The 23,852-nt window shown below is 63.7% G+C and carries 27 protein-coding genes; 15 read left to right on the top strand and 12 right to left on the bottom strand.

The genetic code is table 11. The features are described 5' to 3' along the window. Positions 1–428 precede the first annotated feature (428 nt). The 5 genes from AB8717_RS02390 to AB8717_RS02370 all read right to left on the bottom strand — a co-directional run bounded on the left by AB8717_RS02390 (position 429) and on the right by AB8717_RS02370 (position 6,675). Complete coding sequence (locus AB8717_RS02390) at positions 429–950, bottom strand: YciE/YciF ferroxidase family protein (protein WP_443749437.1); 522 nt, start codon at positions 948–950, stop codon at positions 429–431. 134 nt (positions 951–1,084) lie between these two features. Then, the gene (locus AB8717_RS02385; protein WP_443749436.1) at positions 1,085–2,233 is read right to left on the bottom strand and encodes an extracellular catalytic domain type 1 short-chain-length polyhydroxyalkanoate depolymerase; all 1,149 of its coding nucleotides are present in this window, start codon (positions 2,231–2,233) and stop codon (positions 1,085–1,087) included. A gap of 13 nt (positions 2,234–2,246) precedes the next feature. After that, the gene (locus AB8717_RS02380) at positions 2,247–2,657 is read right to left on the bottom strand and encodes a CopG family transcriptional regulator (protein WP_443749435.1); all 411 of its coding nucleotides are present in this window, start codon (positions 2,655–2,657) and stop codon (positions 2,247–2,249) included. A gap of 629 nt (positions 2,658–3,286) precedes the next feature. Next, a complete protein-coding gene (locus AB8717_RS02375; protein ID WP_443749434.1) occupies positions 3,287–4,699 on the bottom strand; it encodes a UDP-N-acetylmuramate--L-alanine ligase in 1,413 nt (470 codons plus the stop codon). A gap of 86 nt (positions 4,700–4,785) precedes the next feature. Then, positions 4,786–6,675 (bottom strand): polysaccharide lyase family protein, encoded by a 1,890-nt coding sequence (locus AB8717_RS02370; protein ID WP_443749433.1) that lies wholly within the window; start codon positions 6,673–6,675, stop codon positions 4,786–4,788. 228 nt (positions 6,676–6,903) lie between these two features. Between AB8717_RS02370 and AB8717_RS02365 the strand changes: the two genes are divergently transcribed. From AB8717_RS02365 to AB8717_RS02355, 3 genes are all read left to right on the top strand, one after another. Further along, positions 6,904–7,773 (top strand): DMT family transporter, encoded by an 870-nt coding sequence (locus AB8717_RS02365; protein ID WP_443749432.1) that lies wholly within the window; start codon positions 6,904–6,906, stop codon positions 7,771–7,773. Between the two features lie 125 nt (positions 7,774–7,898). Further along, positions 7,899–8,039: a hypothetical protein gene (locus tag AB8717_RS02360; protein ID WP_443749431.1), complete on the top strand. Its 141-nt coding sequence runs from the start codon at positions 7,899–7,901 to the stop codon at positions 8,037–8,039. Positions 8,040–8,132: 93 nt separating this feature from the next. Then, positions 8,133–8,597: a hypothetical protein gene (locus AB8717_RS02355; RefSeq protein WP_443749430.1), complete on the top strand. Its 465-nt coding sequence runs from the start codon at positions 8,133–8,135 to the stop codon at positions 8,595–8,597. Here AB8717_RS02355 and AB8717_RS02350 read toward each other — a convergent pair. Both AB8717_RS02350 and AB8717_RS02345 read right to left on the bottom strand, forming a co-directional pair. Further along, on the bottom strand, positions 8,594–9,247 hold the full coding sequence (locus AB8717_RS02350; protein WP_443749429.1) for an SDR family NAD(P)-dependent oxidoreductase: 654 nt from the start codon (positions 9,245–9,247) through the stop codon (positions 8,594–8,596). The genes AB8717_RS02355 and AB8717_RS02350 overlap by 4 nt on opposite strands. A 133-nt stretch (positions 9,248–9,380) precedes the next feature. Then, positions 9,381–9,794, bottom strand: coding sequence for a DUF1810 domain-containing protein (locus AB8717_RS02345; protein WP_443749428.1), 414 nt, complete (start codon positions 9,792–9,794; stop codon positions 9,381–9,383). 166 nt (positions 9,795–9,960) lie between these two features. Here AB8717_RS02345 and AB8717_RS02340 point away from each other — a divergent pair, with 166 nt between their 5' ends. The 6 genes from AB8717_RS02340 (at position 9,961) to AB8717_RS02315 (ending at position 16,081) form a co-directional block, all read left to right on the top strand. Further along, a complete protein-coding gene (locus AB8717_RS02340; protein WP_443749427.1) occupies positions 9,961–10,410 on the top strand; it encodes a response regulator in 450 nt (149 codons plus the stop codon). A gap of 232 nt (positions 10,411–10,642) precedes the next feature. Then, positions 10,643–10,936 carry a hypothetical protein gene (locus tag AB8717_RS02335; protein ID WP_443749426.1) on the top strand — a complete coding sequence of 98 codons (294 nt, stop codon included), beginning with the start codon at positions 10,643–10,645 and terminating at the stop codon, positions 10,934–10,936. A 93-nt stretch (positions 10,937–11,029) separates the two neighbouring features. Next, positions 11,030–12,940: a TonB-dependent receptor plug domain-containing protein gene (locus tag AB8717_RS02330; RefSeq protein ID WP_443749425.1), complete on the top strand. Its 1,911-nt coding sequence runs from the start codon at positions 11,030–11,032 to the stop codon at positions 12,938–12,940. 2 nt (positions 12,941–12,942) lie between these two features. Next, positions 12,943–13,470, top strand: coding sequence for a YfiR family protein (locus AB8717_RS02325; protein ID WP_443749424.1), 528 nt, complete (start codon positions 12,943–12,945; stop codon positions 13,468–13,470). Further along, positions 13,467–15,179: an ATP-binding protein gene (locus tag AB8717_RS02320; protein WP_443749423.1), complete on the top strand. Its 1,713-nt coding sequence runs from the start codon at positions 13,467–13,469 to the stop codon at positions 15,177–15,179. Before AB8717_RS02325 ends, AB8717_RS02320 begins: the two co-directional genes overlap by 4 nt. Before the next feature lie 431 nt (positions 15,180–15,610). Further along, positions 15,611–16,081 (top strand): response regulator, encoded by a 471-nt coding sequence (locus AB8717_RS02315; protein WP_443749422.1) that lies wholly within the window; start codon positions 15,611–15,613, stop codon positions 16,079–16,081. On the opposite strand, the gene nth is transcribed toward AB8717_RS02315, so the two are convergent. Both nth and AB8717_RS02305 read right to left on the bottom strand, forming a co-directional pair. Continuing rightward, positions 16,078–16,776 carry an endonuclease III gene (nth, locus tag AB8717_RS02310; protein ID WP_443749421.1) on the bottom strand — a complete coding sequence of 233 codons (699 nt, stop codon included), beginning with the start codon at positions 16,774–16,776 and terminating at the stop codon, positions 16,078–16,080. The two genes, AB8717_RS02315 and nth, sit on opposite strands and share 4 nt — an antisense overlap. Further along, a complete protein-coding gene (locus tag AB8717_RS02305) occupies positions 16,754–17,098 on the bottom strand; it encodes a phosphoribosyl-ATP pyrophosphohydrolase (protein WP_443749420.1) in 345 nt (114 codons plus the stop codon). The genes nth and AB8717_RS02305 overlap by 23 nt, the downstream gene beginning before the upstream one ends. Before the next feature lie 84 nt (positions 17,099–17,182). Between AB8717_RS02305 and AB8717_RS02300 the strand changes: the two genes are divergently transcribed. Continuing rightward, positions 17,183–17,647: a low molecular weight protein-tyrosine-phosphatase gene (locus AB8717_RS02300; RefSeq protein WP_443749419.1), complete on the top strand. Its 465-nt coding sequence runs from the start codon at positions 17,183–17,185 to the stop codon at positions 17,645–17,647. Positions 17,648–17,703: 56 nt separating this feature from the next. Next, complete coding sequence (locus AB8717_RS02295; RefSeq protein WP_443749418.1) at positions 17,704–17,991, top strand: DUF3144 domain-containing protein; 288 nt, start codon at positions 17,704–17,706, stop codon at positions 17,989–17,991. Here AB8717_RS02295 and hslU read toward each other — a convergent pair whose 3' ends face one another. From hslU to hslV, 3 genes are read right to left on the bottom strand one after another with little or no spacing between them, the layout of a single operon-like run. Then, complete coding sequence (gene hslU / locus AB8717_RS02290; RefSeq protein WP_443749417.1) at positions 17,992–19,293, bottom strand: ATP-dependent protease ATPase subunit HslU; 1,302 nt, start codon at positions 19,291–19,293, stop codon at positions 17,992–17,994. A 21-nt stretch (positions 19,294–19,314) separates the two neighbouring features. Then, complete coding sequence (locus tag AB8717_RS02285; RefSeq protein ID WP_443749416.1) at positions 19,315–19,686, bottom strand: hypothetical protein; 372 nt, start codon at positions 19,684–19,686, stop codon at positions 19,315–19,317. Then, positions 19,683–20,234, bottom strand: coding sequence for an ATP-dependent protease subunit HslV (gene hslV / locus AB8717_RS02280; protein ID WP_443749415.1), 552 nt, complete (start codon positions 20,232–20,234; stop codon positions 19,683–19,685). Before hslV ends, AB8717_RS02285 begins: the two co-directional genes overlap by 4 nt. A gap of 59 nt (positions 20,235–20,293) precedes the next feature. Between hslV and AB8717_RS02275 the strand changes: the two genes are divergently transcribed. From AB8717_RS02275 to AB8717_RS02260, 4 genes are all read left to right on the top strand, one after another. After that, complete coding sequence (locus AB8717_RS02275; protein ID WP_443749414.1) at positions 20,294–21,058, top strand: HesA/MoeB/ThiF family protein; 765 nt, start codon at positions 20,294–20,296, stop codon at positions 21,056–21,058. Between the two features lie 74 nt (positions 21,059–21,132). Further along, positions 21,133–22,356: a 23S rRNA (adenine(2503)-C(2))-methyltransferase RlmN gene (rlmN, locus tag AB8717_RS02270; protein ID WP_443749413.1), complete on the top strand. Its 1,224-nt coding sequence runs from the start codon at positions 21,133–21,135 to the stop codon at positions 22,354–22,356. Positions 22,357–22,526: 170 nt separating this feature from the next. After that, a complete protein-coding gene (locus AB8717_RS02265; protein ID WP_443749412.1) occupies positions 22,527–22,982 on the top strand; it encodes a DUF350 domain-containing protein in 456 nt (151 codons plus the stop codon). 6 nt (positions 22,983–22,988) lie between these two features. Continuing rightward, complete coding sequence (locus AB8717_RS02260; protein ID WP_443749411.1) at positions 22,989–23,810, top strand: peptidase; 822 nt, start codon at positions 22,989–22,991, stop codon at positions 23,808–23,810. Positions 23,811–23,852: the final 42 nt, after the last annotated feature.

The raw sequence follows: 23,852 nt of genomic DNA, 5'->3' as shown, positions 1-23,852 counted from the left end.
AATATGGCCAGAGGGTCGTTCCCGACATTGGTGACGTCATAACCGGTTGCACGGAGAGAGATTTCGAGACGCGCCACTGTCAGCGGCCTCTCCGCCAAACCGTGTCGCCGAACGATGTGTGCTCCCGCTCGAAGGCTCATACGCAAACTCCCCTGAGGTCCCAAGACCCGCGCCGCAAAAATGCGGCGAACATCTCCGTGGATATCCGGCTGAACAGGTGTCAGACCGGCCGATTTCGAAAATTGGAAATAGGGGCTGCCTCACCCCTCCGTGCATCGTAAAATGAGGCCGGGGCGATAAGCGCGAAATGTGGCGATTTCCCCAGCCCGTAAAGAACGGATACCTATCGTCTTAAACCGAAAGGCTTTTTGACCTTGAGACACAAAAAGTCCCGCCGACCGGCGGGGCTTTCATGAAATATTGTTGTCTTATTGGGCGGGTGTGAGGTCCGCCGCTTGTTTTAGCGCGTCCTTGTTGACGCTCGACATTGCGATGCCGTTCAGCTTGACGTCCGTCGCCTTTTCCTCGGCCAAGGTATCGGCGAGCAGCTTAGCGGCATCCTTGTAGCCTAGGGCCTTCGCGATAGCGATCAAGCCGCCATAGGACGCGATCTCGTAGTGCTCGACCTTCTGACCGCCGGCGATCAGCATGACGTCGCGAACAGGGCCCTTTTCGATTTCGTCGATAGTTTCCTCGCCTTCAGCGACCAGGCCTTCCATGGCCAGGCATTTGATGCGCTTCAGCTTGATGCCGAGCATTTCAACGATCTGATCGATACGTTCGATCTGGCCCTGTGTTTCTTCGAGGTGCATGGTGAAGCCGGCGGCGAGGTCAGGATTGGAAGAGGCCTTGGCCAATTTCGGCAGCGACTTCGTCATTTGCTTTTCAGCGCTATAGATATCGGACAGTTCGTGAACGAACGCCTCTTCGAGAGTCGTGATCTTCGGCATTGTAGCTCCGGTATGTTTTTGAGGTGGGAGCGACTATCCTATAGCGACTGACGTAAGGAGGGCATGCTGAACAAGGCTTATAGTTTCGGCAATGCGATGATGTGCGTCCCCGGACCAAGCTGATGGCAGGTTGTTCATGCCGACGGCGCAATGCCAAAGAACCGGAGCATCTCACCACTCGCATCCGGCCCCGCGGGCAGCGTATATGATCCGGCGGAATGGCCGCCCGACCAGGCGTGTCCGGCGCCGTGAATCAGCCAGTGTTCGAGGGCCGGCTTGCCGGACGTGCCGGTTTCGACGGTGCGGGTGTAGGCTATTCCGCCTGATGATATGCCCGTTGTTACCTCAAGGCGCCCAGGTTGGACACCCCTGGCCTGCGCCAACACCCGGGCGGCATTGTCGACGTGGACGGTCCTGTCCGCGTCGCCGTGGAAGACAATGGTCGGGACGCTGTGACGTTTGCCGGGTTTGGCGGACGACGCGCTGCCTCCCATGGCCGCGAATGCCGATGGCATGTCGTGCGCCGCACCGACAGCGATCCCGGAGTGCACGCCTATGGCGGCAAACACGTCCGGATAGGCCGCGCCCATGATCGCCGCCATGGCGCCGCCTGCCGAAAGGCCGGCGACGAAGACACGATCGCGATCGATGGCGTACTCAGCCATGATTTGTCGGGTAAGCCCGGCTATGACAGCCGGCTCGCCGGCATCACGGCCCTGGTCGGCCGAATTGAACCAATTCCAGCATCGGTTCATGTTAGCCGACTGGCTCTGTTCGGGATAAACAACGAGAAAGCCGTGGATTTCTGCAAGGGCATTCATCTGCGTGCCGAGCGCAAAGTCATCCGGCGTTTGGGTGCAACCGTGCAACATGACAAGCAGGGGAACCGGCTGACCGGCATAGATAGACGGCACATAAAGTTTATAGGCACGGCGGCCATCCGGACCTGCATAGTGGCCGGGCGCGAAGTGTGCGCCAATCGGTATCGCAGCTCTGGGAGGGGGTGAACCTGCCCGGCGATGCTTGCGGACGAGGTCGGCCAGACCAACCTTCGGTACGAGCGGGCGCGAAGCCGGGCGCGTTTCCTGAGCGTTGCCGTCAGATCGTTGATGCCAAACGCCGTCATTGCCAGGCGCACGCGTCATTTCGATTGTGCCGGTGCCCACATTGTTAGCTGTATCATCTGTTAGTGGGCCGTCGCCGCGCAGGACAGCCATGGCTTCGTTCAGCCGGCCTTCTCGGGTCAGGCGGGTCGCCATGCCCATATCGATATTGCGTATCATGAAGCTTGTCCGATCAGAGTATGCGGTCGCGCAGCGCGGCCTTGATTTCAGGGGAAGCCTGTAGAGCGCCTAGAACTCGCAGGGACGCTATGGTGTCACGCGCCAGCTCGGGCGAAACATCTGCCGCAATGGTGGCCAGGCCGAGCACATGGACATGCAGAACGGTGCCTTCAGCTTTTGCCGCCTCCAGATCCCGTCGGGTGATATGTCGCAAGCCGAGATCGAGTTCACGGCGCGTGATCAGGTGTTTAACCGTGTCGCCATGGCGGTCCAGTTGATAGCGTATCGCCGTGCGAATGAAGTCCGTTCGGTTTGAATAAAAGCCTTCCGAAACCATAAGGTCGATCTGACCTAGGTCGACGAAACCGAGATTGATGGTAATTTTCTCGCTCTCGGGTACTTTAGATGCAATAGGTGTATCCATGAAATTCTCCATCCACACGGATGGTATATGGATGGTGCGGACGAAAGCTCAAGAGCGGGCCCGCATAGGGAAACGGCACAAACCACCGTTCTTAAGTCATGGACAAGATTGTGGAGGTGCGGTTTTTGTGACCACGCGGTGGAACTGTCTCGCACGTCAGAATTCAAAATAATTCCACCCGATATCGGCATCGTTGTCGGAAAAATCGACAAAGCTGCCGATTGGATGCACTAGCTGATACTACTTACTCCATCACACGGTACAGCACGTGGCGGATAAGGCACTAAATTCATCACGCAATATGGTTTTATATTGCCATGTATTTTTGCCGATTTCCGCCGATTTGGCTCCATTTTATTGGAAAAGGTACAGCATTTAGTACAGCATTAGGCCCAAGCCAAGCATCAATCAATTGAATATAAAACGTTTTCTTTGCAAGTCCGTCCAGTCCATCATGGGCGCGACGGAGAAACGAAACGCCTTGTCGTGCGCGGCTGTCGGAAGGCTGTCACTCATCCGCGCCTTATGCCGCAAGGCAGAGGATGAGGCAAGGCCGGGGATTAGCGACCCCCGGTTCCCTGCTGTCGCGCCCGCTCGGCGCGGCTCGGCGGCGGATAGGGCGGCCGGTTCTATGCCTCCGCAAACCGCCCGGCCACCGACGCGCTGAAGGCGTCCAGCGAGCCGTTGAGGTCGCCGGACGTGAGGATCAGCACGACGTCGCCCGCACCAAGCGAATCCACCACGTTCGACAGCTTCGCCGGATCGTAAGGCTCGGCCGCGATGCCGCTGGCGCGGACCCGCTCGAGGATATCTTCGCCCGCCAGTTGGGCGTGGGTGCCCGCGCCCTGGGTGGCCGGCGCCGCGACCCAGGTCAGGTCCGCCCCGGCGAAGACGTCGTCGTACCAGTACAGGTTCGCCCGGTTGCGCCAGCCGAAGGTGTGCGGTTCGAACACGACGACGAGGCGATGGCCGGGGAAGTGGAGCTGGATGGCCTCGATGGCCGAGCGGGCCTTTTCGTAGGACGACCCGAAGCCTTCGTAGACCGGGACGGCCGACCCAAGCGCGATATTGTCGAGCTTGCGGCGCACGCCGGCGAAATCCGCCACGGCCGCCCGCAAGGCGGACGCATCGACCAGCTTCCGTGACAGCAGACACGCCCCGGCCGCGACGATGTTTTCGATATTGTGCCGGCCGAGCAAGGCCGTTTCCAGCTCCACGCTCAGGCCATCGGGCCCCTTCAGGGTGAAGCCGCTGCGCGCGCCGATGCGGATATCGGAAGCGTGGTAGTCGCCCGTATCGACGCCGTAGGTCACCACGCGGGCGCTGCTTTCGCGGGCGATCTTCAGGGCGCCCGGCTCTTCGGCGCAGACGACGACCTGGCCGCCGTCCGGCACGCCGGCCAGCAGGTCGTGGAACGGCTTCGTATAGTCTTCATAGGTCGGATAGATGTTGACGTGGTCATGAACGACAGCCGTCAGGACGACATCGTGCGGATGCAGGTGCATGAACTTGGCGCGGGGATCGTCGTGGCCGGACGGATATTCATCGCCCTCGAGCACGAATACGGGGGCCGTGCCGATATTCGACGGCGCCGGCAGGGTCGCCGAGCGGATGGGTTCGGCACCGATAAAGTAGCCGGCGTCGACACCGGCGTGGCGCAGGATATGCGCAATGATCGAGGTCGTCGTACTCTTGCCGTAGCTGCCGGCCACGACCAGGTTCGACCTGTCCTTGGTGATATCGCCCAGCACTTCGGGGAAGGAACGGATATTGAGGTGGCGATCGTAAGCCGAGCGAACCTCGCCGTTTTCCGATGGCAGCAGCTTAGCATTGCGGCCGATGACCACCAGGTCGACGTCCTGCGGAATATTCTCCGGCGCATAGCCCAGGGTCGGCACGATGCCCGCGCGGTCGAGTATGCCCTTGGGCGGGCCGTAACAGTCGGCATCCGATCCCGATACAGCAAAGCCATCCTGTTTGAGCAGCAAGGCCGTCGCGCTCATACCGATGCCGCAAATGCCGATGAGATGAGCCGTCTTCATTGTACCAGAACGTCCAAGCGAGAAATTTTTCGAAAGGCCTGTATGCGGCATCCCTGACCGAATGCAATCCGCCTGTCGAAAAATTGTCACTGCACTTCGAGTTTGATGGCGTCGTACATGACCTGGCCCGGTCCCTTGACGCCGGGCGGAGCATCGTCGTCCTCAGACCCCGCATTGGCGGCCGGCGCATAGGTCTCGGGCGGCGGGAAGGGCTGGGCGTCGTCGTGGCGGAAGGTCAGGTCGTTGGCCCCCGTCTTGATTAAGGCCGCGTCGAAGGTGAAGGTCACCACGTTATAGGGCGAATCCTGGTTGCCGCCGCGATAGCCCGCCGTGCCGGTCTTGGGCAGTTCGATGACACCGACCTCATGGCCGTTCAGCGCCACATGGACGTGGGTCAGCCGGCCTTTCGCCGGCTGGGCCGAGGCGATGCCGATGGTCAGGGTCGCCTGCCCCTTCTGTCCGGCCGACGCAAACCGCAGGTGCCACTCGGGATTTTTGGCGTACCAGGACCACTGCGCGTAATTCCAGTCCTTGGCGGGATTGCTCTTGCCAATCGTAAAGTCGACATCGTCCGGGAAGGTTTGGGGGTAACGCGCGAACATCTGGTAGCCGCGCGCGTCGTCGCCTTCGCGGAACTCACCGGCGGTGCGGTCGAAGGTCCCGAGCTGCCACAGGGTCTTGCCGTGCGTCTCGGGCGTCCAGGCAAGCTGGCCGACGTCCTGCGCCTTGCCGGCAGTGACCGTCACACCGGACTGTGCGAAGTCGTTCGGCTGGTCGGCGCCGTCGACGTAAAGCGTATATTGCCCGGGCACGACATTCGTCAGCGCAAACGACCCGTCAGCCTGGACCGGCGCCCAATAGTTGTAGCCACGGGCCTGGGCGGTCCAGGCGACGTGCGCATCGGGGTCGGACAGGATGACCTGAGCGGCCTTCGGCGCAACGCCATTGAGCAAGACCTTGCCCGTCACCGTGCCGCGCGCCTTGACATAGTCGGGCGCCGTGACGAAGCCATAGGGCCATTTCGCCTGTTCCGCCGCGAGCTGCCGATCGACATCGTCCCACAGGGCATTGGGGTCGCGGGCGCGGTTGGCATAGATCAGGAACGGGCCGTAGACCTTCGACCACGTCTCGCCCGCCTCGAGCACCACCGGTGACGAGCCGAAGTGCGTGTCCTGCACCACGCGCAGCAGGACGTCGTCGTGCACGGTCTGGCCCTGCCGGCTGGGACCGCCGTTATGATAGTCGCCGAACGGCTCGATCATGAAGATGCCGTGGCTGCCGTCACCGTCGTGGACGCCGATCGTGCCGTAGGCCGGGGTTTTGGCGAAGTAGACAGAGTTCAGGTACTTTGTCTTCACCGTGCCGTCCTGCAGGAGATAGGTGGCGTCGGTGACCTTGCTGACCACGCCCGAGCGCGGAATGCGGATCGTCTTGCCGCGCCCGACGGTCCAGTAGTTGAAGACCGCGTCATCGGCTGCGGTGCGGAAGACGAAGCGCGTCTGGTACAGCGTCGCAGCCGGCAAATCGGGCCCGTGGCGCAGCGCCGTATAGGCGTAAAGCCCGCTCAAACCGTCCTGCATGATAAAGTGGTATTCGACGCGGAAAGGATAAAACTCGGTAGGCCCGGTATCGACCTCGACATCGGCCTGCCCGGGCGTCGCCGACGCCAGCCGGACCGTCGTGTTGCCGGGTCCAGGGCGGTAATAGCCCTTCTTCGGGCCAGGATGCGCCGGGTCGGGATGGGTCGGCTCGGCATTGGAATCCCAGTAGAGCGATTGTCCCTTCGCGATCAGTTCGACCGGCGCGCCGGCGCCCAGCTGCTGGAACGAGGTCACCGCGCCCGAGCCGGTATCGACGACCGCTCGCACCAGCCCGTTGTCGAGCGTGATATGGCCGGCCTCCGTGCTGGTCCTGACCTCGGCGCAGGCTGGCGCGGCCAGGACAAGGGTCGTCGCAATGAACAGGCTGGTGCGCATGATGGGTCCCAGGATGTGGAGATGAATATCATTATTGATCAATTTCACGCAAAATCCATCACACCCTGTCGAAGGCTCGTCAAATAAAAAAGGTACCGCTCCCTTTGGCGCGATGACAGCGCCCGACAAAATGTTCAAAAGCGTATCGCCATGCCGCCCGCACAGAGCTATTAAGGCGTTTTCGGACGCGGCCTGACGCGTCCGGCTGTTGTTTCGACCGGGCCCCGCATGTTCAAAGGCGTCACCCTGGGCTTTCTCGCCTTCGCCCTCTTTTCGCTGAGCGACGCCTGCGTCAAGGCGATCCACGGGGCGCTTCCGCCGTATCAGGTCTCCTTCTTCGGCGCGGCCTTTTCGGTCGTGGTCCTGCCCTTCATCTGGCGGCGCGGAGAAACCGTCATGGACCTGGTGCGTGCCAAACGGCCGTGGCTGTGGGTCGCCCGCGGCGCGCTCGGCACGCTCGGCAGCTTTTCCAGCGTGACCGCCTTTTCGCACCTGTCGATGGCCGAAGCCTTCGCCCTGATCTTCCTGATGCCGCTGACCACGACGGCCCTGTCGGTCTTCGTCCTCAAGGAAAAGGTCAGCCGCCAGGGCTGGGCCGCCATCGTCCTGGGCTTTATCGGCGTGCTGATCGTACTGCGGCCAGGCTTCCGCGAGATCGGCATCGGCCACATCGCCGCCCTGACCTGCGGACTGTGCGGCTCGGCCCTGTCGGTGCTGCTGCGTTATGTCGGCCATGACGAGAAGCCGGTAAACCTGTTCGGCGCCGCCATGATCGCGCCCATGATCATCAGCGCCGTCCTGATGGTCCCGGGCTACGTCCCGCCGACAGGCTGGCAGTGGCTGGCCATCTTCGGTTTCGCGGTGCTGGCCGCGGCCGCCAACATCGCCCTGATGATCGCTTCGCGCCGCTCGCCGGCCAGCCGCATCGCGCCGACGCAGTATTCGCAGATGCTGTGGGGGCTGCTGCTCGGCTACCTGTTCTTCGGCGACCGCCTCGATGTCTTCACGGGCCTGGGCGTCGTGGTTATTGTCGGCGCCGGCCTGTGGTTGTTCCTGCCCAAGGCCGCCAGCCGCGCGGCAAGCCCCGCGGAGCTGTAAAGCCCCCCTTGCAATTAACCCTGTGGATTTACATCTTCTTGATGTGGCGGCCGTAAGGTTACCATATCGTCCTTTGGGTTCGCGGCCGACAGTGCCGTCCCCTTTTGCACAGTCACAGGCGCACAATGCCCGCTTCGCACGCTTCGGATCACCTTCAGGCCAACCTGGCCATCCTGATGAACAACGTCCAGACCGTCCGGCCCCAGGACCGCGACCGCGCTTTCAGCGCCGTCCGCGCCATGCTGATGGGCTCGACCCAGCGCTGATCCAATCTTTGCCCAGGCCGTTCAGGCTCGGCATGCCCTTCTTATTGCGTGGGCTTTAAGCTGTTTCTCCTTTGAAAAAAAAGGAGCTTCGCCATGTCCGCAACCACCCCGCCCCGCACCGATACGGCGCCCGCCCCCGCCATGCCGCGGACCGCAGGCCATACCGGCAATGTCTGGTCGCAGGACTATCAGCCCAGGGCCACGCCCACGGAACGCGGCGGCTACGGCGTGCTGGACCGCGACGACCGTCCCGGGGCCTATGGCCTGGCCGAGCGCGAAACCGGCGGAGACGACATGACGTGGCGTGACGCGCAATACGGGGCATCCCCTCTGCGCGGCGCACGCTATGCCGACGACCATCAGCATGAGAGCACGGCAAAGGTCAGCGACAATACCGACGTGAACCGGCAACGTCCGGGCTTCGAAAACGAAGAGAGCCAAAGCGACCTTCCCGGCCAGGGAAAGGACGAGCGCGGCCGCTATGGCCAGGCGCCGGCCGAAAATACCCAACCCGAAGACTATGGCAGCAATACCGCGACCAATGGGAACAGGCTTTAGCCGATCCTGGCGGAGTCGAGGGCGGTCACCAGGCCGCTCAGGCTCGCCAGGGTGGCCAGCCCCGCGCCGGCTCCGGCCCGCAGGAGATGGCCGAACATATTGTCGTTGACGCCGAAAGTGAGTTTCGCCTTCGGCGCCCCGGCCAGCGCGGAGATCGCCTCCGCCAGGCGGTCCGGATGGGCGGCGAGGTTGCCGGGATAAACGTCGCACAGATGGATATCGCGCCGCGCGGACAGCTGGGCCCGCAGGCTGAGCGGCAAGGCCGTATCCGCGACAAGGTGGATGAGGGTTCCGCGCTTCTGCTTCAGGAAAACCGGCACGACGGCGCGGATATCCGGCGTGATGCCGTCCAGGGGGATGCGCGCGCTGTCGGGCTGGCTGATCCAGATATCGATACGGCCGCCGGCCTGACGCGCGGCATTGACCAGCTTGCGCGCCGACGCGGTATCGGAAATATCGGCTTCGACGAGGTGGGTTTCAGCGCCCGCATCGCGGCATCGGGCGGCGACCGCCTTCAGGGCATGCGTATCGGGATCGGCCAGGATCAGCGTCATGCCGTCGCGCGCAAAGGCGACTGCCATAGCCTGCCCCGGATCGCCGGCCGCCGCCGTGATGACGACAACGCTTCCGCCTGTGCCCGTGCCCTTCATGTCCGAAACCTCTCTTTCGCCGGCAACGGCCGGCGCCTCATGGTCTCAATGTAGGACCGGCCGCGTAAGAAAACCGTCCGGACAATTTTTGGCGGATATAAGGGCGGTATAGAAACGCCGGGCCACGCCGCCTTTACAGGCCGAGCCGGCTCAGCGTCCTTTCATCCGGACCGTCGCACCAGCGGCGGAGCGCCGTCCGGAACGGTTCCGCTTTCACCTGGGCGAAAAGGGTCATGGCCGAGCGGAACTTGAGGTCGTCGGGCGATCCGAACAGGGCGTGCAGGGACGGCGCCGGCGCGGCGATCGCGGCCTGGGTCGCCTGTTCGAGCCGCGGCCCGAGGACGGGATGATCCAGATAGGCCCGCGCTTCGTCGAGGGAGGCGATGCCGAAGTGCTGCGCCGTCGCCGACATCCCCAGCCCCCTGAGTTGCGGAAAGACGAACCACATCCAGTGGCTCCGCTTGCGGCCGGCGCGCAATTCGGCCATCGCCGTGTCGAAGACCGGTGCCTGGGCGGTAATGAAGCGATCGAGATCGTATGAAGCCATGCTCTCCTTTTAAGCGTCCGGGCGAAGATCGTCCTTGATGGTCCGTTTACAAGTTTTTCGCCGTGCCCTGCTGCATTTTTACCGTCCGATACGGCATATGGCAGGCATGGGGCTGCCCTGTGGGTGATGGGAAACGTTCAGTTTCAAAAGGTTAGTGACGGCAGAGATGAATGAGTTGCAAGCAGCCGGACCCGGCCGTGATGACGCGCGGCTGAAGGTTCTTGTCGTGGACGACAACGAAGCTTCGGCGGTGACGCTGGGCTGGGCGGTCGAGGCCGAAGGCTATGCCGTGCGTACCGTCTTCGGTGGCCAGGCGGCGCTCGACCTGGCCGAGGATTTTTGCCCCGACATCGTCCTGCTCGACCTCGGCATGCCCGGCATGAGCGGTTTCGACGTCTGCCAGCGCCTGCGGGCCGATCCCCGCTTCGCGCACATCAAGATCATTGCCCAGACCGGCTGGGGCGATGACGCCGCCCGCAAGCGCACGGCCGAAAGCGGCTTCGATCTCCATCTCGTCAAGCCGGTCAATATCGACGTGCTGCACGACATGCTGGATTTGCTGGCCAGGAGTATCCGCCTGTCGCGACAGACAGGCGCCGACCTCGCGACTGCGTAGGCGCCTATAAGGATCAGGTCGCGAACGGTCGGACTAGCGGGAACCGGCCATTATCCGCGTTTATGAAATCTTGATGCCCCGACTCCGGTCCCGCGCCGCCTTCTTACGCGGCGCCTGCTAAAGCGCGATCCAGAACGTGTGACGCACTTTTTAAAAACCTGAAGCATGGATTTGAGCGACGCTGACGTCATCATGCTCCAGCCCCTCTTCAAGGTGAAAACGGGAGGCGACGATGGATAACGGTTCGGTTCCGGCTGATGTGCAACCGCCGGCAGACGACAGCCCGGCCTGGAGCGTCACCGGACAGGAAGCCTTCGATGCCTCCGAGCGGAACGTCCTGCTAAGTCTTGGCGCCGCCGTCGTCGCGCGCTGGTATGATCTGCCGCGCGACATCCAGAAGCAGCTGTTCAATGCGGCAGCCTCCGGCCAGGCCAACCCGGCGGAAACCCGCAGCCATATCGCCCGTTTCCTTCACGAATCCGCCCATCCGGCGGGCGCGAAGGCGGGCGCCGATCTGTCGATCTAACCCCCGAGATTATTGAATAGTTTCGCGAATTCCGCATGGATTTCTTATTCTGGCGGAGCCTAGTAACGCTTTCATCCGGAGGCGTGGGGCAAGATGGATCGCATTTCCGTTGCTTGGGTTGGCGCTCTGGCCGTTTCGGCCGTCCTGATCGTACCGAAATTCGCACTGGCCGCGTCCGCGCGGGATGAGGCCAATACGCCATCGGTCGAAGACCTGCGCAACCTGTCGATCGACGACCTGGCCAATCTCCAGGTCACATCGCTGTCCAAACGTCCGGAATCCTTGAGCGAAGCGCCCGCCGCCGTCTATGTCATCACGGCCGACGACATCCGCCGTTCCGGCGCAACCAGCCTGCCTCAGGCCCTGCGCCTGGCTCCCAACCTGGAAGTCGCGCAGGTCAATGCCTATAGCTGGACGGTCACCGCGCGCGGCTTCAATTCACCCGAGACCGCCAACAAGCTGCTGGTTCTGGTCAACGGCCGCAGCGTCTACGAGCCGATCGCGTCCGGCGTGCTGTGGCAGCAGGTCGATGTCGACCTGACCAATGTCACGCGCATCGAGGTGATCAGCGGTCCCGGCGGCACCCTGTGGGGCGCCAATGCCGTCAACGGCGTCATCAACATCATCACATCGCAGGCTTCGGCAGCGCAAGGGCCGGCTTTCCAGGTGTCGGCCGGCGGCTATGAGCGCAATGCCTCCCTGCGCTACGGCGGCAAGGCGGGCGATGTCTGGTACAAGATCTATGCCCACGCCTTCGATTTCGACGCAACCGAACCCGTCGATCCCGCCGATACGACGAACGATGCCTTTTCCGGCGGCAATGCCGAGGTGCGCCTGGGCGGCAAGTTCCGCGGCGCCGACTGGTCGCTGAAAGGCGAGACCTATACCAACCATATCGCCGACAACGGCGGCACCTTCTCCGGCCAGTCCTATGCCACCAGCTGGAACCGGACGGGCGACAGCGGCGTCAGCACGGCCGTCAATGCCTGGTTCAGCCGCGACATCCGCAACGAGCCAACCCTGTACGAAAGCCGTGAGGCCTTCGACGTCGAATTCCAGCGCGCCCGGACGCTAGGCGATCACCAGCTGATGTGGGGCGGTGAATTCCGCTACTGGTGGGAAGACTTCCGCTCTTTCAATCTCTTCCATTTCGCCGACCCGAAGACCGATATCTCGATCGGATCGGTTTTCGCCCAGGACGAAATCACGCTGAGGCCCGGCCTGCGTCTGACGCTCGGCCTGAAAGGCGAAACCAATTCCTATTCGGGCTTCGACTGGCTGCCCAATGTCCGCCTGGCCTGGCAGCCCGACGACAACCAGTTGCTATGGGCCGCCGTCTCGCGCGCCGTGCGCACGCCCAACCGCATCGAGCGCGAACTGGAAGCGCCGAACTTCCTCATTCCCGCGCCCGATTTCAAGGCCGAGAAGCTGACCGCGATCGAGGCCGGTTGGCGCGCCCAGCCCGCCGATCGCGTGTCGCTTTCGCTGTCGGCCTACTACAACCGCTATACCGACCTGCGCACGGACGCCTATACGCCCGTGACCATCTTCCCCCTGCAATTGCAGAACGGGGCGCGCGGTACGACCTGGGGGCTGGAAGCCTGGGCGCAGTTCGATGTCAACCAGGCCTGGCGGGTCAGCGCCGGCGCCAACCTGCTGCACAAGAAATTCCGCCTCAAGCCCGGCGCGGTCGACGCCATAAATGCCGGCGTCCAGGGCCAGGATCCCGATTATCAGGCGCAGGTCCGCTCGCAATGGCAGATATCGAAGACCGTCGAGTTCGACCTGTCGCTCCGCGCCGTGGGCAAGGTCGACCTGGCGCCGGTCAAGGCCTATCAGGAGGCCGACGCCCACCTCGAATGGCGGGTAACCGACACACTGGCGCTGGCGCTCGACGGCCATAACCTGCTGCACGCCCGCCATATCGAAGTCTGGGATCCGTCCACCGCGCCCGTGCGCTACATTCCGCGCTCGGTCTTCGCCACCTTGCGATACGGATTCTGACCATGTGGCGGCGGGTTCTCCTCTGCGTCGTCTGCCTGGCAACGGCCCAACCGGCCGGCGCCCGCACCTCCGCGCTCGAGACCTCGGTCAAGGCCACCTACCTTTACAAGTTCGCCCCCTTCGTCACCTGGCCGCAGAGCGATCCCTCGAAACCCTTCACCATCTGCGTTGTCGGCGCCGACCCGTTCGGTGCCGTGCTCGACCAGGCGGTCGCCGGCCAGGTCTACGCCCAGCGGCCGATCCAGGTGACGCGCCTTGAAACCGTAAGCAAGCAGTCCGGCTGCGACATCGCCTATCTTGGCGGTTCGCGCGCCCAGCCGGTCGAGGCGGGGCTGCAGGCCCTGCGCGGCGCGCCCGTCCTGACCGTCACCGACGAGGGTACGCCCGAAGGCATGATCGCCTTTCGCCTGGCCGACGGCCATGTCCGTTTCCGCATCGACCAGGACGCCGCCGACGAGGCCGGCCTGACCATCAGTTCCAAGCTGCTGAGCCTGGCCCTGGCGGTCAAGACCAGGGGAGGCCCCGCATGATCGCCGTCCTGCGCCGTTTTGCCCATCGCCGCACCCTTGCGGTCATTGCCAGCCTGGTCCTGCTGATCGGGGCAAGCCTCGGCCTCGCCATCTATTCCGAGGCCCGCCACGACGCCCAGGTCCGCCAGTCCGCGGCCGTCCAGGCTCACATTCTGGCAGACTCGGTGTCCGCGGCCCTGGCCTTCAACGACCTGCCGGCCATCCAGCAATATACGGCGGCGCTCAGGGCCAATCCCGATATCGTCGCCGTCGGCGTCTATGACGACAAGGGCCGTATTGTCGCGGCCTACGGCCCGGAAACCGACCCCATGCGCGATGAAGGCGCAGGCGGCCCCTTCATCGCCCTGCGCGTGCCTGTCGCCGAGAACGGCGTGCCTCTGGGCACCGTCTATTTCCGCCAGCGCACCGACACGCTGATGATCCGCACCCTGCGCTATGGCGGCGCGGGCCTTCTGGTCGTCATGGCGACACTGATGCTGGCGGTCATGGCGCTCGACGCCCGGGCGCTCGGCCGCACCAACCGCCGCCTGCGTGAGGAAATCGTCGAGCGCGAGCGCGCCGAGGCCGCCCTGCGCCAAAGCCAGAAGATGGAGGCCGTCGGCCGGCTGACCGGCGGGATCGCCCACGATTTCAACAATATGCTGGCGGTGATCCTGGGCAATCTGGAGCTGCTGATGCGCCGCTATCCCGAGGCCGACCCCAAGCTGCTGCGCTTCGTGTCGAGCTCCCTCGACGCCGGCAAGCGCGCCGCTACCCTCACCCAGCGCCTGCTGGCCTTTTCACGCCGCCAGCCGCTCGATCCGAAGGCGGTCGATGTCGGCAAGTCGGTGGCGGACTTGTCGGAGCTGCTGGCGCGGACGCTGGGCGAAGGCATCGCCATCGAGACCGTGCGCACCGCCGGCCTGTGGCGCGCCCATGTCGACGCCGGCCAGCTCGAGACGGCCATCGTCAACCTGGCGGTCAATGCCCGCGACGCCATGCCCGACGGCGGCAAGCTGACCATCGAGACGGCCAATGCCTATCTCGACCGCACCTATGCCCAGTCGCAGGACGAGGTGACGCCCGGCCAATATGTCATGGTCGCAGTCAGCGACACCGGCACGGGCATGACGCCGGAGGTGCAGGAAAAGGTCTTCGAACCCTTCTTCACCACCAAGCCGCCCGGGCTCGGCACCGGCCTGGGGCTCAGCCAGGTCCATGGCTTCATCAAGCAGTCGGGCGGCCATATCAGCCTCTATTCCGAAGCCGGCCACGGCACGTCGATCAAGCTGTACCTGCCGCGCTCGGGCGAAGACACCGAGGCCTTCCCGCCCGAGCCGCCGCGGCGCGCCGTGTCCGACCGGCGCCACCAGACGGTGCTGGTGGTCGACGACGAAGCCGGGGTGCGCGACTTCGCCGCCGAGGCCCTGGTCGAACTCGGCTACGACGTGCTGTCGGCGGGCGACGCCGACCAGGCCATGCGGCTGGTCGAGGACAATGGCGAGATTCATATCCTGCTGACCGACGTCGTCATGCCCGGAAAAAGCGGCCGCGAACTGGCCGACGCCGTTCACCGCCTGCGCCCCGCCATGCACGTGCTGTACATGACCGGCTATACCCAGAACGCCATCGTGCACAACGGCGTGCTGGACACGGGCACCCACCTGATCACCAAGCCGTTCACGGTCGGGCAACTTGAAGAGGAACTCGAAGCCCTGGATGCAGGGTGAAAAAAAGGCCGGCGCGAAACCGCACCGGCCATAAGTTCTACAGGGAGGAAACGCCCAGGAAGGGCAACGGCGTCAGCGACGCCGAACACCTTCAATGTATTGTGCGGCGCAAAAGCTTTCAAGAAAAATCCGGGTGCGGAACGATCAACTCAGGTTACAACCCGACTTGGGAATGTGAACGCTAACATCCTTGCGGGACCGGGCGCGGTATCTTTGCAGAACCCGGCCCCGGACGCGGACCCATGGCCTTGTAACGAATTGTGCGCATGCGGCACCTGACGCGGCCGTTTTCGCCATGGCGTTGAATCCAGGGAAAATCATTCACCATATTGCAAGCCGCCGCTAAGGGAGCGCTCCCAAAAAACAACTTGATAAATGTTAACGCCGGGGTCTTATGTCGATCTTCAACCGGCTAGGGGCGAGCCATAACCATGACCGACGACGCCGTACCCAGGCTCGCGCAGGCCCTGTTCATCGACGACAGCGCCGCCGAGATCCGTCTGGTGACCGAGCTGCTCAACCGCGCCCGGGTCCAGTTCGACGGCCATTGGGTCAGCTCCGGCGAAGATGCCCTGAGTTTCCTGCGCCACGATCCGGGCTTCGAACGCGCACCGGCGCCCGATGTCATCTTCCTCGATCTCAACCTGCCGCGCATCAGCGGCGCCAAGGTGTTGCAGACCATCCAGGCCGATGCGGAACTGAGCCGTATTCCAGTAGTGATCCTCAGCGGTTCGGACTACGAAGACGATGTCAACGCGGCCCGCGAAATGGGCGCCGCCCATTATGTCGTCAAGCCGCTCGACCATTCCAAGCTGACCGAGACCGTGGCGCTGATCGATACGCTGCGCCTGGAAAAGAACGGCACGGACTGGATTCTCCGCCCCGCCGAAACGGTAGCCTAGACACTTTCCGTAACGCCGATGCGCGGGCACAGGTCGCTGACGATGCAGACCGTGCACTTGGGCTTGCGCGCCACGCAGACATAGCGGCCGTGCAGGATCAGCCAGTGGTGCGCCCGTGTCAGCCAGTGTTTCGGAATGATGGCCATAAGCTGCGCTTCGACCTTGTCGGGCGTCGCGCCGTCGGCAATCCCTAAGCGATGCGAGACGCGGAAGACGTGGGTATCGACGGCGATGGCCGGTTTGACATCCAGTTCGTTCAGCACCACCGACGCCGTCTTGTTGCCGACGCCCGGCAGCTCGATCAGAGCCTCGCGCGTCAGCGGCACTTCGCCATTGTACTTATCGACCAGTATCTGCGCCGCGCGGATGACGTTCCTCGCCTTGCTGGGATAGAGGTTGATAGACCGGATCGTCCCGGCCAGTTTTTCCTCGCCCAGCGCCAGCATCTGCTGCGGCGTCGTCACCGCCTTGAACAGGGGCGCCGTCGCCTTGTTGACCGCCACGTCGGTCGTCTGGGCCGACAGGGCCACCGCCACCAGCAAGGTATAGGGATTGACGAAGTTCAGCTCGGTGCGCGGATCGGGCTTGTCCTCCTCGAAGCGTTCGAACAGGGCACGGATCAGCTTCGGGTTCGCCTTCACAGCCGCCTTGGTTTTCGGCTTCGGAAGCGCATCAGGCAGCGTTTTCTTCGGCAATGACCGTCTCCCATTTCAGCCACTTCTCGGCGATCGCCGCATTGAGGTCGATGCCCTCGGCGCGCGCCATCAGGATCAGCATGCACATGACGTCGGCCATTTCCATGGCGACGTCGCGGCGGGCATTATCCGCCAGCCGCCGCGAACGGCCGGTCATCGCCAGATAGGCCTGGGTCAGTTCCCCCATCTCTTCCTGCACCTTCAACAGGTGCCAGTCGCCGCCACGGTCGATATCATGGACGCGGCCGTAACGGTCGGAAATAGCCTTCAGCCGGTCGCTGAAGGCGTCGAGATCGGAAAGCGGACTCTGGGATTGGGACACGGGACACCCGTTCGTGCATTGTTCCCGAGATGTAGGCCGATTCTCTGCGGTGACAAGGCGCGGATGGCTGTATAGTTTAGCCGCATGACTGCAATTCTCTTTGTCTGCCTTGGCAATATCTGCCGCTCGCCCCTGGCCGAGGGCGTCTTCCGTCACAAGGTCGAGGCCATGGGCCTGTCCAATCGCTTCGAGATCGATTCCGCCGGCTGCGGCGGCTGGCATAAGGGTGAGCAGCCCGACCGCCGCTCGATCGCGGCAGCGGCCAATCACGGCATCGATATCAGCGATCAACGCGCCCGCCAGGTGACCGCTGGCGATTTCGACCGTTTCGACCTGATCCTCGGGCTCGACCGCGACAATGTCGCCTACCTTGAAAAGATGAAGCCGTGGGAAAGCCAGGCGAAGGTCGCCCTCTATCTCGACGAGGCGATGGGCCGCGCCAAGAATGTGCCCGATCCCTATTACGGCGGGCCGAAGGATTTCGAGGACGTCTATCGCCTGTGCGACGAAGCCAGTGAGGCGCTGATTAAAAAGCTGATTGCCGGTTGACTTGAACGCGGCCATGACCGCAAATGCGCGAAATTGTTCAGGAAAGCGCAAATAAAATGACCGAACCCACCGACACGCCCTTTGTCCGCATGGCCACGGCCTTTATCGACCAGGCCAATGCCTTCAGCCGCGAAGCCGGCCAGGACGTGGTCGCCACGGCGCTTTTGCACGCCGCCGCCCGCTATGTCGCCTTCGCGACGGCAGCCGGCGCCGAAACCGGGGCCGATTTCGCTTCGGAACGCAATGAGGCCATCGAGCACTTCACCGCGCAGTTCCGCGACGTCGTCACCCAGCACTACGACGACTATGCCGGCAACTTCAAAGCCTATCTCGGCCGCGACTGATTACAGGATATAGCGGCTGAGGTCGGCGTCGCCGGCGATTTCGCCGAGGCGCTGGCGCACATAGTCGGCGTCGATCTTCACCGTCTGGCCGGACATGTCGGACGCCGTATAGCTCAGGTCCTCCATCACCTTTTCCATGACGGTGTGCAGCCGGCGCGCGCCGATATTCTCGACCTTGGCGTTGACCGTCGCGGCGGCCTCGGCCATGGCGGCGATGGCGCCGTCATCGAACTCAAGCGTCACGCCTTCGGTCGCCAGCAGGGCTTGGTTCTGCCGGATCAGGTTGGCCTCGGGCTCGGAGAGAATCCGGCGGAAGTCCTCCTGGGTCAGGGCCTTCAGCTCGACGCGGATCGGCAGGCGGCCCTGCAGTTCAGGCAACAGGTCCGACGGCTTGGAGACGTGGAAGGCGCCGGACGCGATGAACAGGATGTGGTCGGTCTTGACCGGTCCGTATTTGGTCGACACGGTCGTGCCTTCAATCAGCGGCAGCAGGTCGCGCTGCACGCCTTCGCGCGACACGTCGGCGCCGCCGCGATCCTGGCGCGAGGCGACCTTGTCGATTTCGTCGATAAAGACGATGCCTTCGTTTTCCGCCAGTTTCAGGGCATCGGCCGAGATCGAATCCTGGTCGAGCAGCTTGTCGCCCTCCTCGGCGATCAGCGGGGCCCAGGCGGCCTTTACCGTCGTCTTGACGGTCTTCTTGCGTCCGCCCATGGCCTTGCTGAGCATATCCTGAAGGTTAAAGGCGCCGGTATTGGGCTGGCCGGGAATCTCGAACACATTGGAGGCGCCGCTGGTCTCGGTGAGAGACAGTTCGATCTCCTTGTCGTCGAGCTCGCCGCTGCGCAGCTTCTTGCGGAAGACGTCGCGCGTCGAGGGGCCGGCGCCTTCGCCGACCAGGGCGTCGATCAGGCGTTCCTCGGCATTGTGCTCGGCCTTGGCGCGCACGCCCAGGCGGTTCTTGTCCTTGATCATCAGCTGGGCTGCCTCGACCAGGTCGCGCACGATCTGGTCGACGTCGCGGCCGACATAGCCGACCTCGGTGAACTTGGTGGCCTCGACCTTGATGAAGGGGGCATTGGCCAGCCTGGCCAGGCGGCGGGCGATCTCGGTCTTGCCGACGCCGGTCGGCCCGATCATCAGGATGTTCTTGGGCGTGATCTCGTCGCGGATGTCGTCCGCCGTCGCCTTGCGGCGCCAGCGGTTGCGCAGGGCCACGGCGACCGCCTTCTTGGCGTCGTGATGGCCGATGATATGGCGGTCGAGTTCGGAGACGATTTCGCGGGGAGAAAAAGTAGTCATGGCAATATTTTCAATAACTTATCAGGCACGGCCTTCCAGCCGGCGGATTTCAGCCCGCATTTCGGGCGAACAGATTTCAGTGCGTTCGAACAGGCTGCCGTCGGGCGCGATCACCTTGGCCGCGATGGCCGCGGCCTTCATCTCGCGGGCATTGCCGGCGCCGGAATAGGCCCACAGCTTCCAGTGCGGCGTCTGCACCGACCGGTAAAGCCAGCTGAGCGGCCAGCCGAGGATGCCGAGGAGACCCGAACCATAAAGCACCGGCAGCGGCGCCGTTCCGCTCGGCACGATGACCAGGGCCTGCCCCAGGCATGCCAGCATGATGCAGACGGCCGGCATGTTGATGGTCATGCGGGCCCGCTGCAAGGCCTCCTCGACCGTCACGCGCGTCACGACAGCTGCTCCAGCGTAACGTGGTCGTTGGTGTAGACGCAGATCGAACCGGCAATGGCCATGGCCTTGCGCGCGATGACCTCGGCGTCGGGCTCGTATTCCAGCAGCGCGCGCGCCGCCGACAGGGCATAGGTGCCGCCCGAACCGATGGCGGCGACGCCGTCCTCGGGCTCCAGCACGTCGCCTACGCCGGTGATCGTCAGGATATGGTTGCGGTCGCCGACCAGCAGCATGGCTTCGAGGCGGCGCAGATACCGGTCGGTGCGCCAGTCCTTGGCGAGATCGACGCAGGCGCGCGCCAGCTGGTCCGGAAACAGTTCGAGCTTGGCTTCCAGCCGTTCCAGCAGGGTGAAGGCGTCGGCTGTGGCGCCGGCGAAACCGACTATGACCTTGCCGCCGGCCAGGGTCCGCACCTTGCGCGCTCCGCCCTTGACGATGGTCGCGCCCATGGAGACCTGGCCGTCGCCGGCGATCACTGTCTTGCCGTTCTTGCGCACGGCGACGATGGTCGTGCCGTGCCAGTTGGGGAAATTATTATTGTCGCTCATGAGGCGCTACTTGGCGCTTTTGCCGCCGGCTTGCAAGACGGGTCTAAAGAAAACTGGCCATGGAAGACTGCGCATCCTATATCGGCGGCATGCTGACCGACGACGAAATCGACCGCTATGCCCGCCACCTCGTGCTGAAGGAAATCGGCGGGGCGGGCCAGATGAAACTGAAAGCCGCGAAGATCGCCCTGGTCGGCATGGGCGGGATCGGCGCGCCCGCCGCGCTGTATCTGGCGGCAGCCGGGGTCGGCACGCTCGGCCTGATCGACCACGACACGGTGTCGCTCAGCAACCTGCAGCGCCAGGTCCTGTACGCCACGGCCGATATCGACCGTCCGAAGGTCGAGGCGGCGGCCAGCCATCTTGGGGAAATTAATCCGTATACGGATTATATTCCGCACGATGAACGGCTGACGGACGACAATGCCGCCGGGATCCTGGCGGCATACGACCTTGTCATCGACGGCTGCGACAACTTCCCGACGCGGCTTCTGGTCAATCGCGTCTGCCTGCAACGCAAAATTCCGCTCGTTTCGGCGGCGCTGGGCCGCTGGAGCGGGCAACTGGCCGTGTTCGACGGCAGTCCCTGCTATCAGTGCCTGGTGCCCGAGGTCCCGCCCGACGCCGAAACCTGCGAGCGCGTCGGCGTCATTGGCGCCCTGGCCGGCGTCATGGGCTCGCTGGCGGCGCTCGAGGCCGTCAAGCTGATCACCGGCGCGGGTACGGCGCTGAAGGGCCAGTTGATGATCTTCGACGGCCTGACGATGCAATCACGCGTCGTCGGCCTGTCGCAGGACCCCGCCTGCCCGGTCTGTACGCACTGATTGGACATTTCGCGCCTTATCCTGTATAGGCAGCGCACAAATCCCCGAAATACCAGTACCGAAAGCCGCCTGCCTTGGCCCATACGCTCGACCTGTCCGTAAAACCCGCTGCCGAACCCGCCCTGATCAACATCACCGGCCTGACGCGCGAAGGCCTGGTCGAGGTTCTCGTCAGCTCGGGCGCCGTTGAGCCGCGCAAGGCCAAGATGCGCATGCAGCAGGTGTGGCGCTGGATGCACCACTACGGCTTCACCTCGTTCGACCAGATGACCGACATCGCCAAGGAACAGCGCGCGGTCTTCGCCGAAAAGTTCACCCTGGCCCGCCCGGAAATCGTCGAGCGCCAGATTTCGCGCGACGGCACGCGCAAATACCTGATCCGCATGGCGCCCGGCATCGAGGTCGAAAGCGTCTACATCCCCGATGTCGGCCGTTCGGGCGCGCTCTGCGTCTCGAGCCAGGTCGGCTGCACGCTCAACTGCACCTTCTGCCATACCGGCACGCAAAAGCTGGTGCGTAATCTCACCGCCGCCGAGATCGTCGCCCAGGTCCAGGTGGTGCGCGACGACCTGGAGGAATGGCCGTCGCCCAAGGAAGACCGCCGTTTGTCGAATATCGTCTTCATGGGTATGGGCGAACCGCTGTACAATCTCGACAACGTCGCCGACGCCATCGACATCATTTCGGACCACGAGGGCATCGCGATTTCGCGCCGCCGCATCACCGTCTCGACCTCCGGCGTGGTGCCCGAACTCGAAGCGCTCGGCAGCCGCACGGCCGCCATGCTGGCCATCTCGCTGCACGCCACCAATGACGCGTTGCGCAACGAGCTGGTGCCGCTCAACAAGAAATACCCGATCGAACAGCTGATGGCCGGCATCCGCGCCTATCCCGGCTTGTCGAACGCCCGCCGCGTCACCTTCGAATACGTCATGCTGAAGGGCGTCAACGACAGCCCGGCCGAAGCGCGCGCCCTGATCCGCCTGCTCAAGGGCATTCCGGCCAAGATCAACCTGATCCCGTTCAATCCGTGGCCAGGCACGCAGTACCAGTGCTCGGACTGGAAGACGATCGAAGCCTTCGCCGCCGTGCTCAACAAGGCCGGCTATGCCTCGCCGATCCGCACGCCGCGCGGCCGCGACATCCTGGCGGCCTGCGGCCAGCTCAAGTCCGAGAGCGAGAAGCTGCGCGCCAGCGCGGTGCGCAAGGCCGAGCGCGAAGATGCGTCAAACGGAGACAGCGAGGACGTGGAAGACGGCCTGCCCTTCGCCCACCTGGCCGCCGGCATGATATCGTAAAGCCGTCGCAATTCCGTTGTATTTCGAGACTTTATCGCCCTCACAGGGAAAGTGTCCACAGGGGTGGACGGTGGACTTGATCTTGCAGGGACTTTCCAGCATTAGTAACGGGCTGTCTGGCACGGGGCAGGCCCGCATCGCAGAAAGTGCCGCAGGGGAATGGTCAGCGCATGGTAACGAACACCCTTAACCTCAACTTCCTGACGCCGGAAACCCTGCGTCCCGAAGTCCAGGCCTTTGCCGACGGTTTTGTCACCACGCTTCTGCACGGCGGTGTCGCCCTGCTGATGCTGATGATCGGCGCGACCATCTATTCGGTCCTGACGCCTTACAAGGAAATCCGCCAGATCCGCGACGGCAACTCGGCCGCGGCCGTGGGCTATGGCGGCGTCATCATCGGCCTGGCGATCCCGCTGGCCGCCTCGATCGTCGCCTCGACGTCGCTTGCCGAAATCGTCCTGTGGGGCGGTGCGACCCTGATCCTGCAGCTTCTCATCTTCCGCATCGTCGACTTCCTGCTGGCCGGCCTGCCCGCGCGCATGAACGAAGGCGAAGTGTCTTCCGCCGTGCTGCTGGTCGCCGCCAAGCTGGCCGCCGCCCTCCTGCTCGCCGCCACGGTCCAGTAGGCCGCCATGAAACTCGACTGGCTCCTTTATCTGGCGGCCGTCACCGGGATCGTGGTGGTCACCACGAACTGGCATGAGACCTCCGATGCCCCGCCGGCTCCGCCGCAGCCGGGCGTCGGCGAGATGGCCCTGTTCGCCAACTTCACACCCTTTTCCGCCTCCTCGATCATCAACCTGCCGGTCGACGATCAGAAGGTCATGACCGGCACGGCCTTTTCAGTCTCGCAGGCCGGGGAATGGATCGTATCGCGCGAAGCCATCGCGGGCTGCACGCACCCCTTCCTCAATATCGGCGGCAATCTTGGCGTGCCGTTCAAGATCCGTGACGTCAAGGGCGTCGACAACTACGTCATCGGCATGACCGACGGCGCCGGCAAGCCCCTGCCCCTGGCCGATCCCAAAACGATCAAGCCGGGCATTCGCGGCTTCATGCCGGGCTTTCCGGGCGGCAATCCGGGCGAGGCCACGGCGCGCCTGATCGGCACCACGGTGATCGAAAAGTCGAAGCGCGGCGGTCATAACGAAGTGGTGCTGGCCTGGGCCCAGGCCGGGCGTACCGTCGGCATCAAGGGCGATCTGAATTCCCTGCGCGGCGCGCCGATCGTCGACGACAATTCGCGCGCCGTCGGCATCGTTATTCGCGAAGCCCCGCGCCGCGGCCGTATCTACACCTCGATCCCGGCGACGCTGTTCGCGCTGGGCAATGTGTCCGACCGCCGGCCCGACTTCGACAACGAAGCCACGGTGACCAAGCGCAATTACGGCATCGTCGCCGACACCCTGCGCCGCGAATACCGCGTGGCCCAGGTCGGCTGTATCAAGTCTTAAGGGCTATCCACAGATTTCACAGATTATTCCGTGCCTTAGCGG

Origin of the sequence: Asticcacaulis solisilvae (genome assembly GCF_052327315.1) — a bacterium.
GTDB classification, from domain to species: domain Bacteria; phylum Pseudomonadota; class Alphaproteobacteria; order Caulobacterales; family Caulobacteraceae; genus Asticcacaulis; species Asticcacaulis solisilvae_B.
Note: the sequence above shows the minus strand (reverse complement) of the source record. Positions and strands in the feature narration are given on the sequence as shown.

Bases quoted from the DNA above. Each gene is read 5' to 3' on its own strand.
- AB8717_RS02370 (WP_443749433.1), bottom strand. From the start codon at position 6,675: ATGCGCACCAGCCTGTTCATTGCGACGACCCTTGTCCTGGCCGCGCCA.
- AB8717_RS02335 (WP_443749426.1), top strand. From the start codon at position 10,643: ATGGATAACGGTTCGGTTCCGGCTGATGTGCAACCGCCGGCAGACGAC.
- AB8717_RS02360 (WP_443749431.1), top strand. From the start codon at position 7,899: ATGCCCGCTTCGCACGCTTCGGATCACCTTCAGGCCAACCTGGCCATC.
- AB8717_RS02340 (WP_443749427.1), top strand. From the start codon at position 9,961: ATGAATGAGTTGCAAGCAGCCGGACCCGGCCGTGATGACGCGCGGCTG.
- AB8717_RS02320 (WP_443749423.1), top strand. From the start codon at position 13,467: ATGATCGCCGTCCTGCGCCGTTTTGCCCATCGCCGCACCCTTGCGGTC.
- AB8717_RS02375 (WP_443749434.1), bottom strand. From the start codon at position 4,699: ATGAAGACGGCTCATCTCATCGGCATTTGCGGCATCGGTATGAGCGCG.
- AB8717_RS02315 (WP_443749422.1), top strand. From the start codon at position 15,611: ATGACCGACGACGCCGTACCCAGGCTCGCGCAGGCCCTGTTCATCGAC.
- AB8717_RS02390 (WP_443749437.1), bottom strand. From the start codon at position 950: ATGCCGAAGATCACGACTCTCGAAGAGGCGTTCGTTCACGAACTGTCC.
- AB8717_RS02380 (WP_443749435.1), bottom strand. From the start codon at position 2,657: ATGGATACACCTATTGCATCTAAAGTACCCGAGAGCGAGAAAATTACC.
- AB8717_RS02300 (WP_443749419.1), top strand. From the start codon at position 17,183: ATGACTGCAATTCTCTTTGTCTGCCTTGGCAATATCTGCCGCTCGCCC.
- hslU (WP_443749417.1), bottom strand. From the start codon at position 19,293: ATGACTACTTTTTCTCCCCGCGAAATCGTCTCCGAACTCGACCGCCAT.
- AB8717_RS02350 (WP_443749429.1), bottom strand. From the start codon at position 9,247: ATGAAGGGCACGGGCACAGGCGGAAGCGTTGTCGTCATCACGGCGGCG.
- hslV (WP_443749415.1), bottom strand. From the start codon at position 20,234: ATGAGCGACAATAATAATTTCCCCAACTGGCACGGCACGACCATCGTC.
- AB8717_RS02260 (WP_443749411.1), top strand. From the start codon at position 22,989: ATGAAACTCGACTGGCTCCTTTATCTGGCGGCCGTCACCGGGATCGTG.
- AB8717_RS02325 (WP_443749424.1), top strand. From the start codon at position 12,943: ATGTGGCGGCGGGTTCTCCTCTGCGTCGTCTGCCTGGCAACGGCCCAA.
- AB8717_RS02275 (WP_443749414.1), top strand. From the start codon at position 20,294: ATGGAAGACTGCGCATCCTATATCGGCGGCATGCTGACCGACGACGAA.
- AB8717_RS02385 (WP_443749436.1), bottom strand. From the start codon at position 2,233: ATGATACGCAATATCGATATGGGCATGGCGACCCGCCTGACCCGAGAA.
- AB8717_RS02265 (WP_443749412.1), top strand. From the start codon at position 22,527: ATGGTAACGAACACCCTTAACCTCAACTTCCTGACGCCGGAAACCCTG.
- AB8717_RS02365 (WP_443749432.1), top strand. From the start codon at position 6,904: ATGTTCAAAGGCGTCACCCTGGGCTTTCTCGCCTTCGCCCTCTTTTCG.
- AB8717_RS02355 (WP_443749430.1), top strand. From the start codon at position 8,133: ATGTCCGCAACCACCCCGCCCCGCACCGATACGGCGCCCGCCCCCGCC.
- AB8717_RS02345 (WP_443749428.1), bottom strand. From the start codon at position 9,794: ATGGCTTCATACGATCTCGATCGCTTCATTACCGCCCAGGCACCGGTC.
- AB8717_RS02330 (WP_443749425.1), top strand. From the start codon at position 11,030: ATGGATCGCATTTCCGTTGCTTGGGTTGGCGCTCTGGCCGTTTCGGCC.
- AB8717_RS02295 (WP_443749418.1), top strand. From the start codon at position 17,704: ATGACCGAACCCACCGACACGCCCTTTGTCCGCATGGCCACGGCCTTT.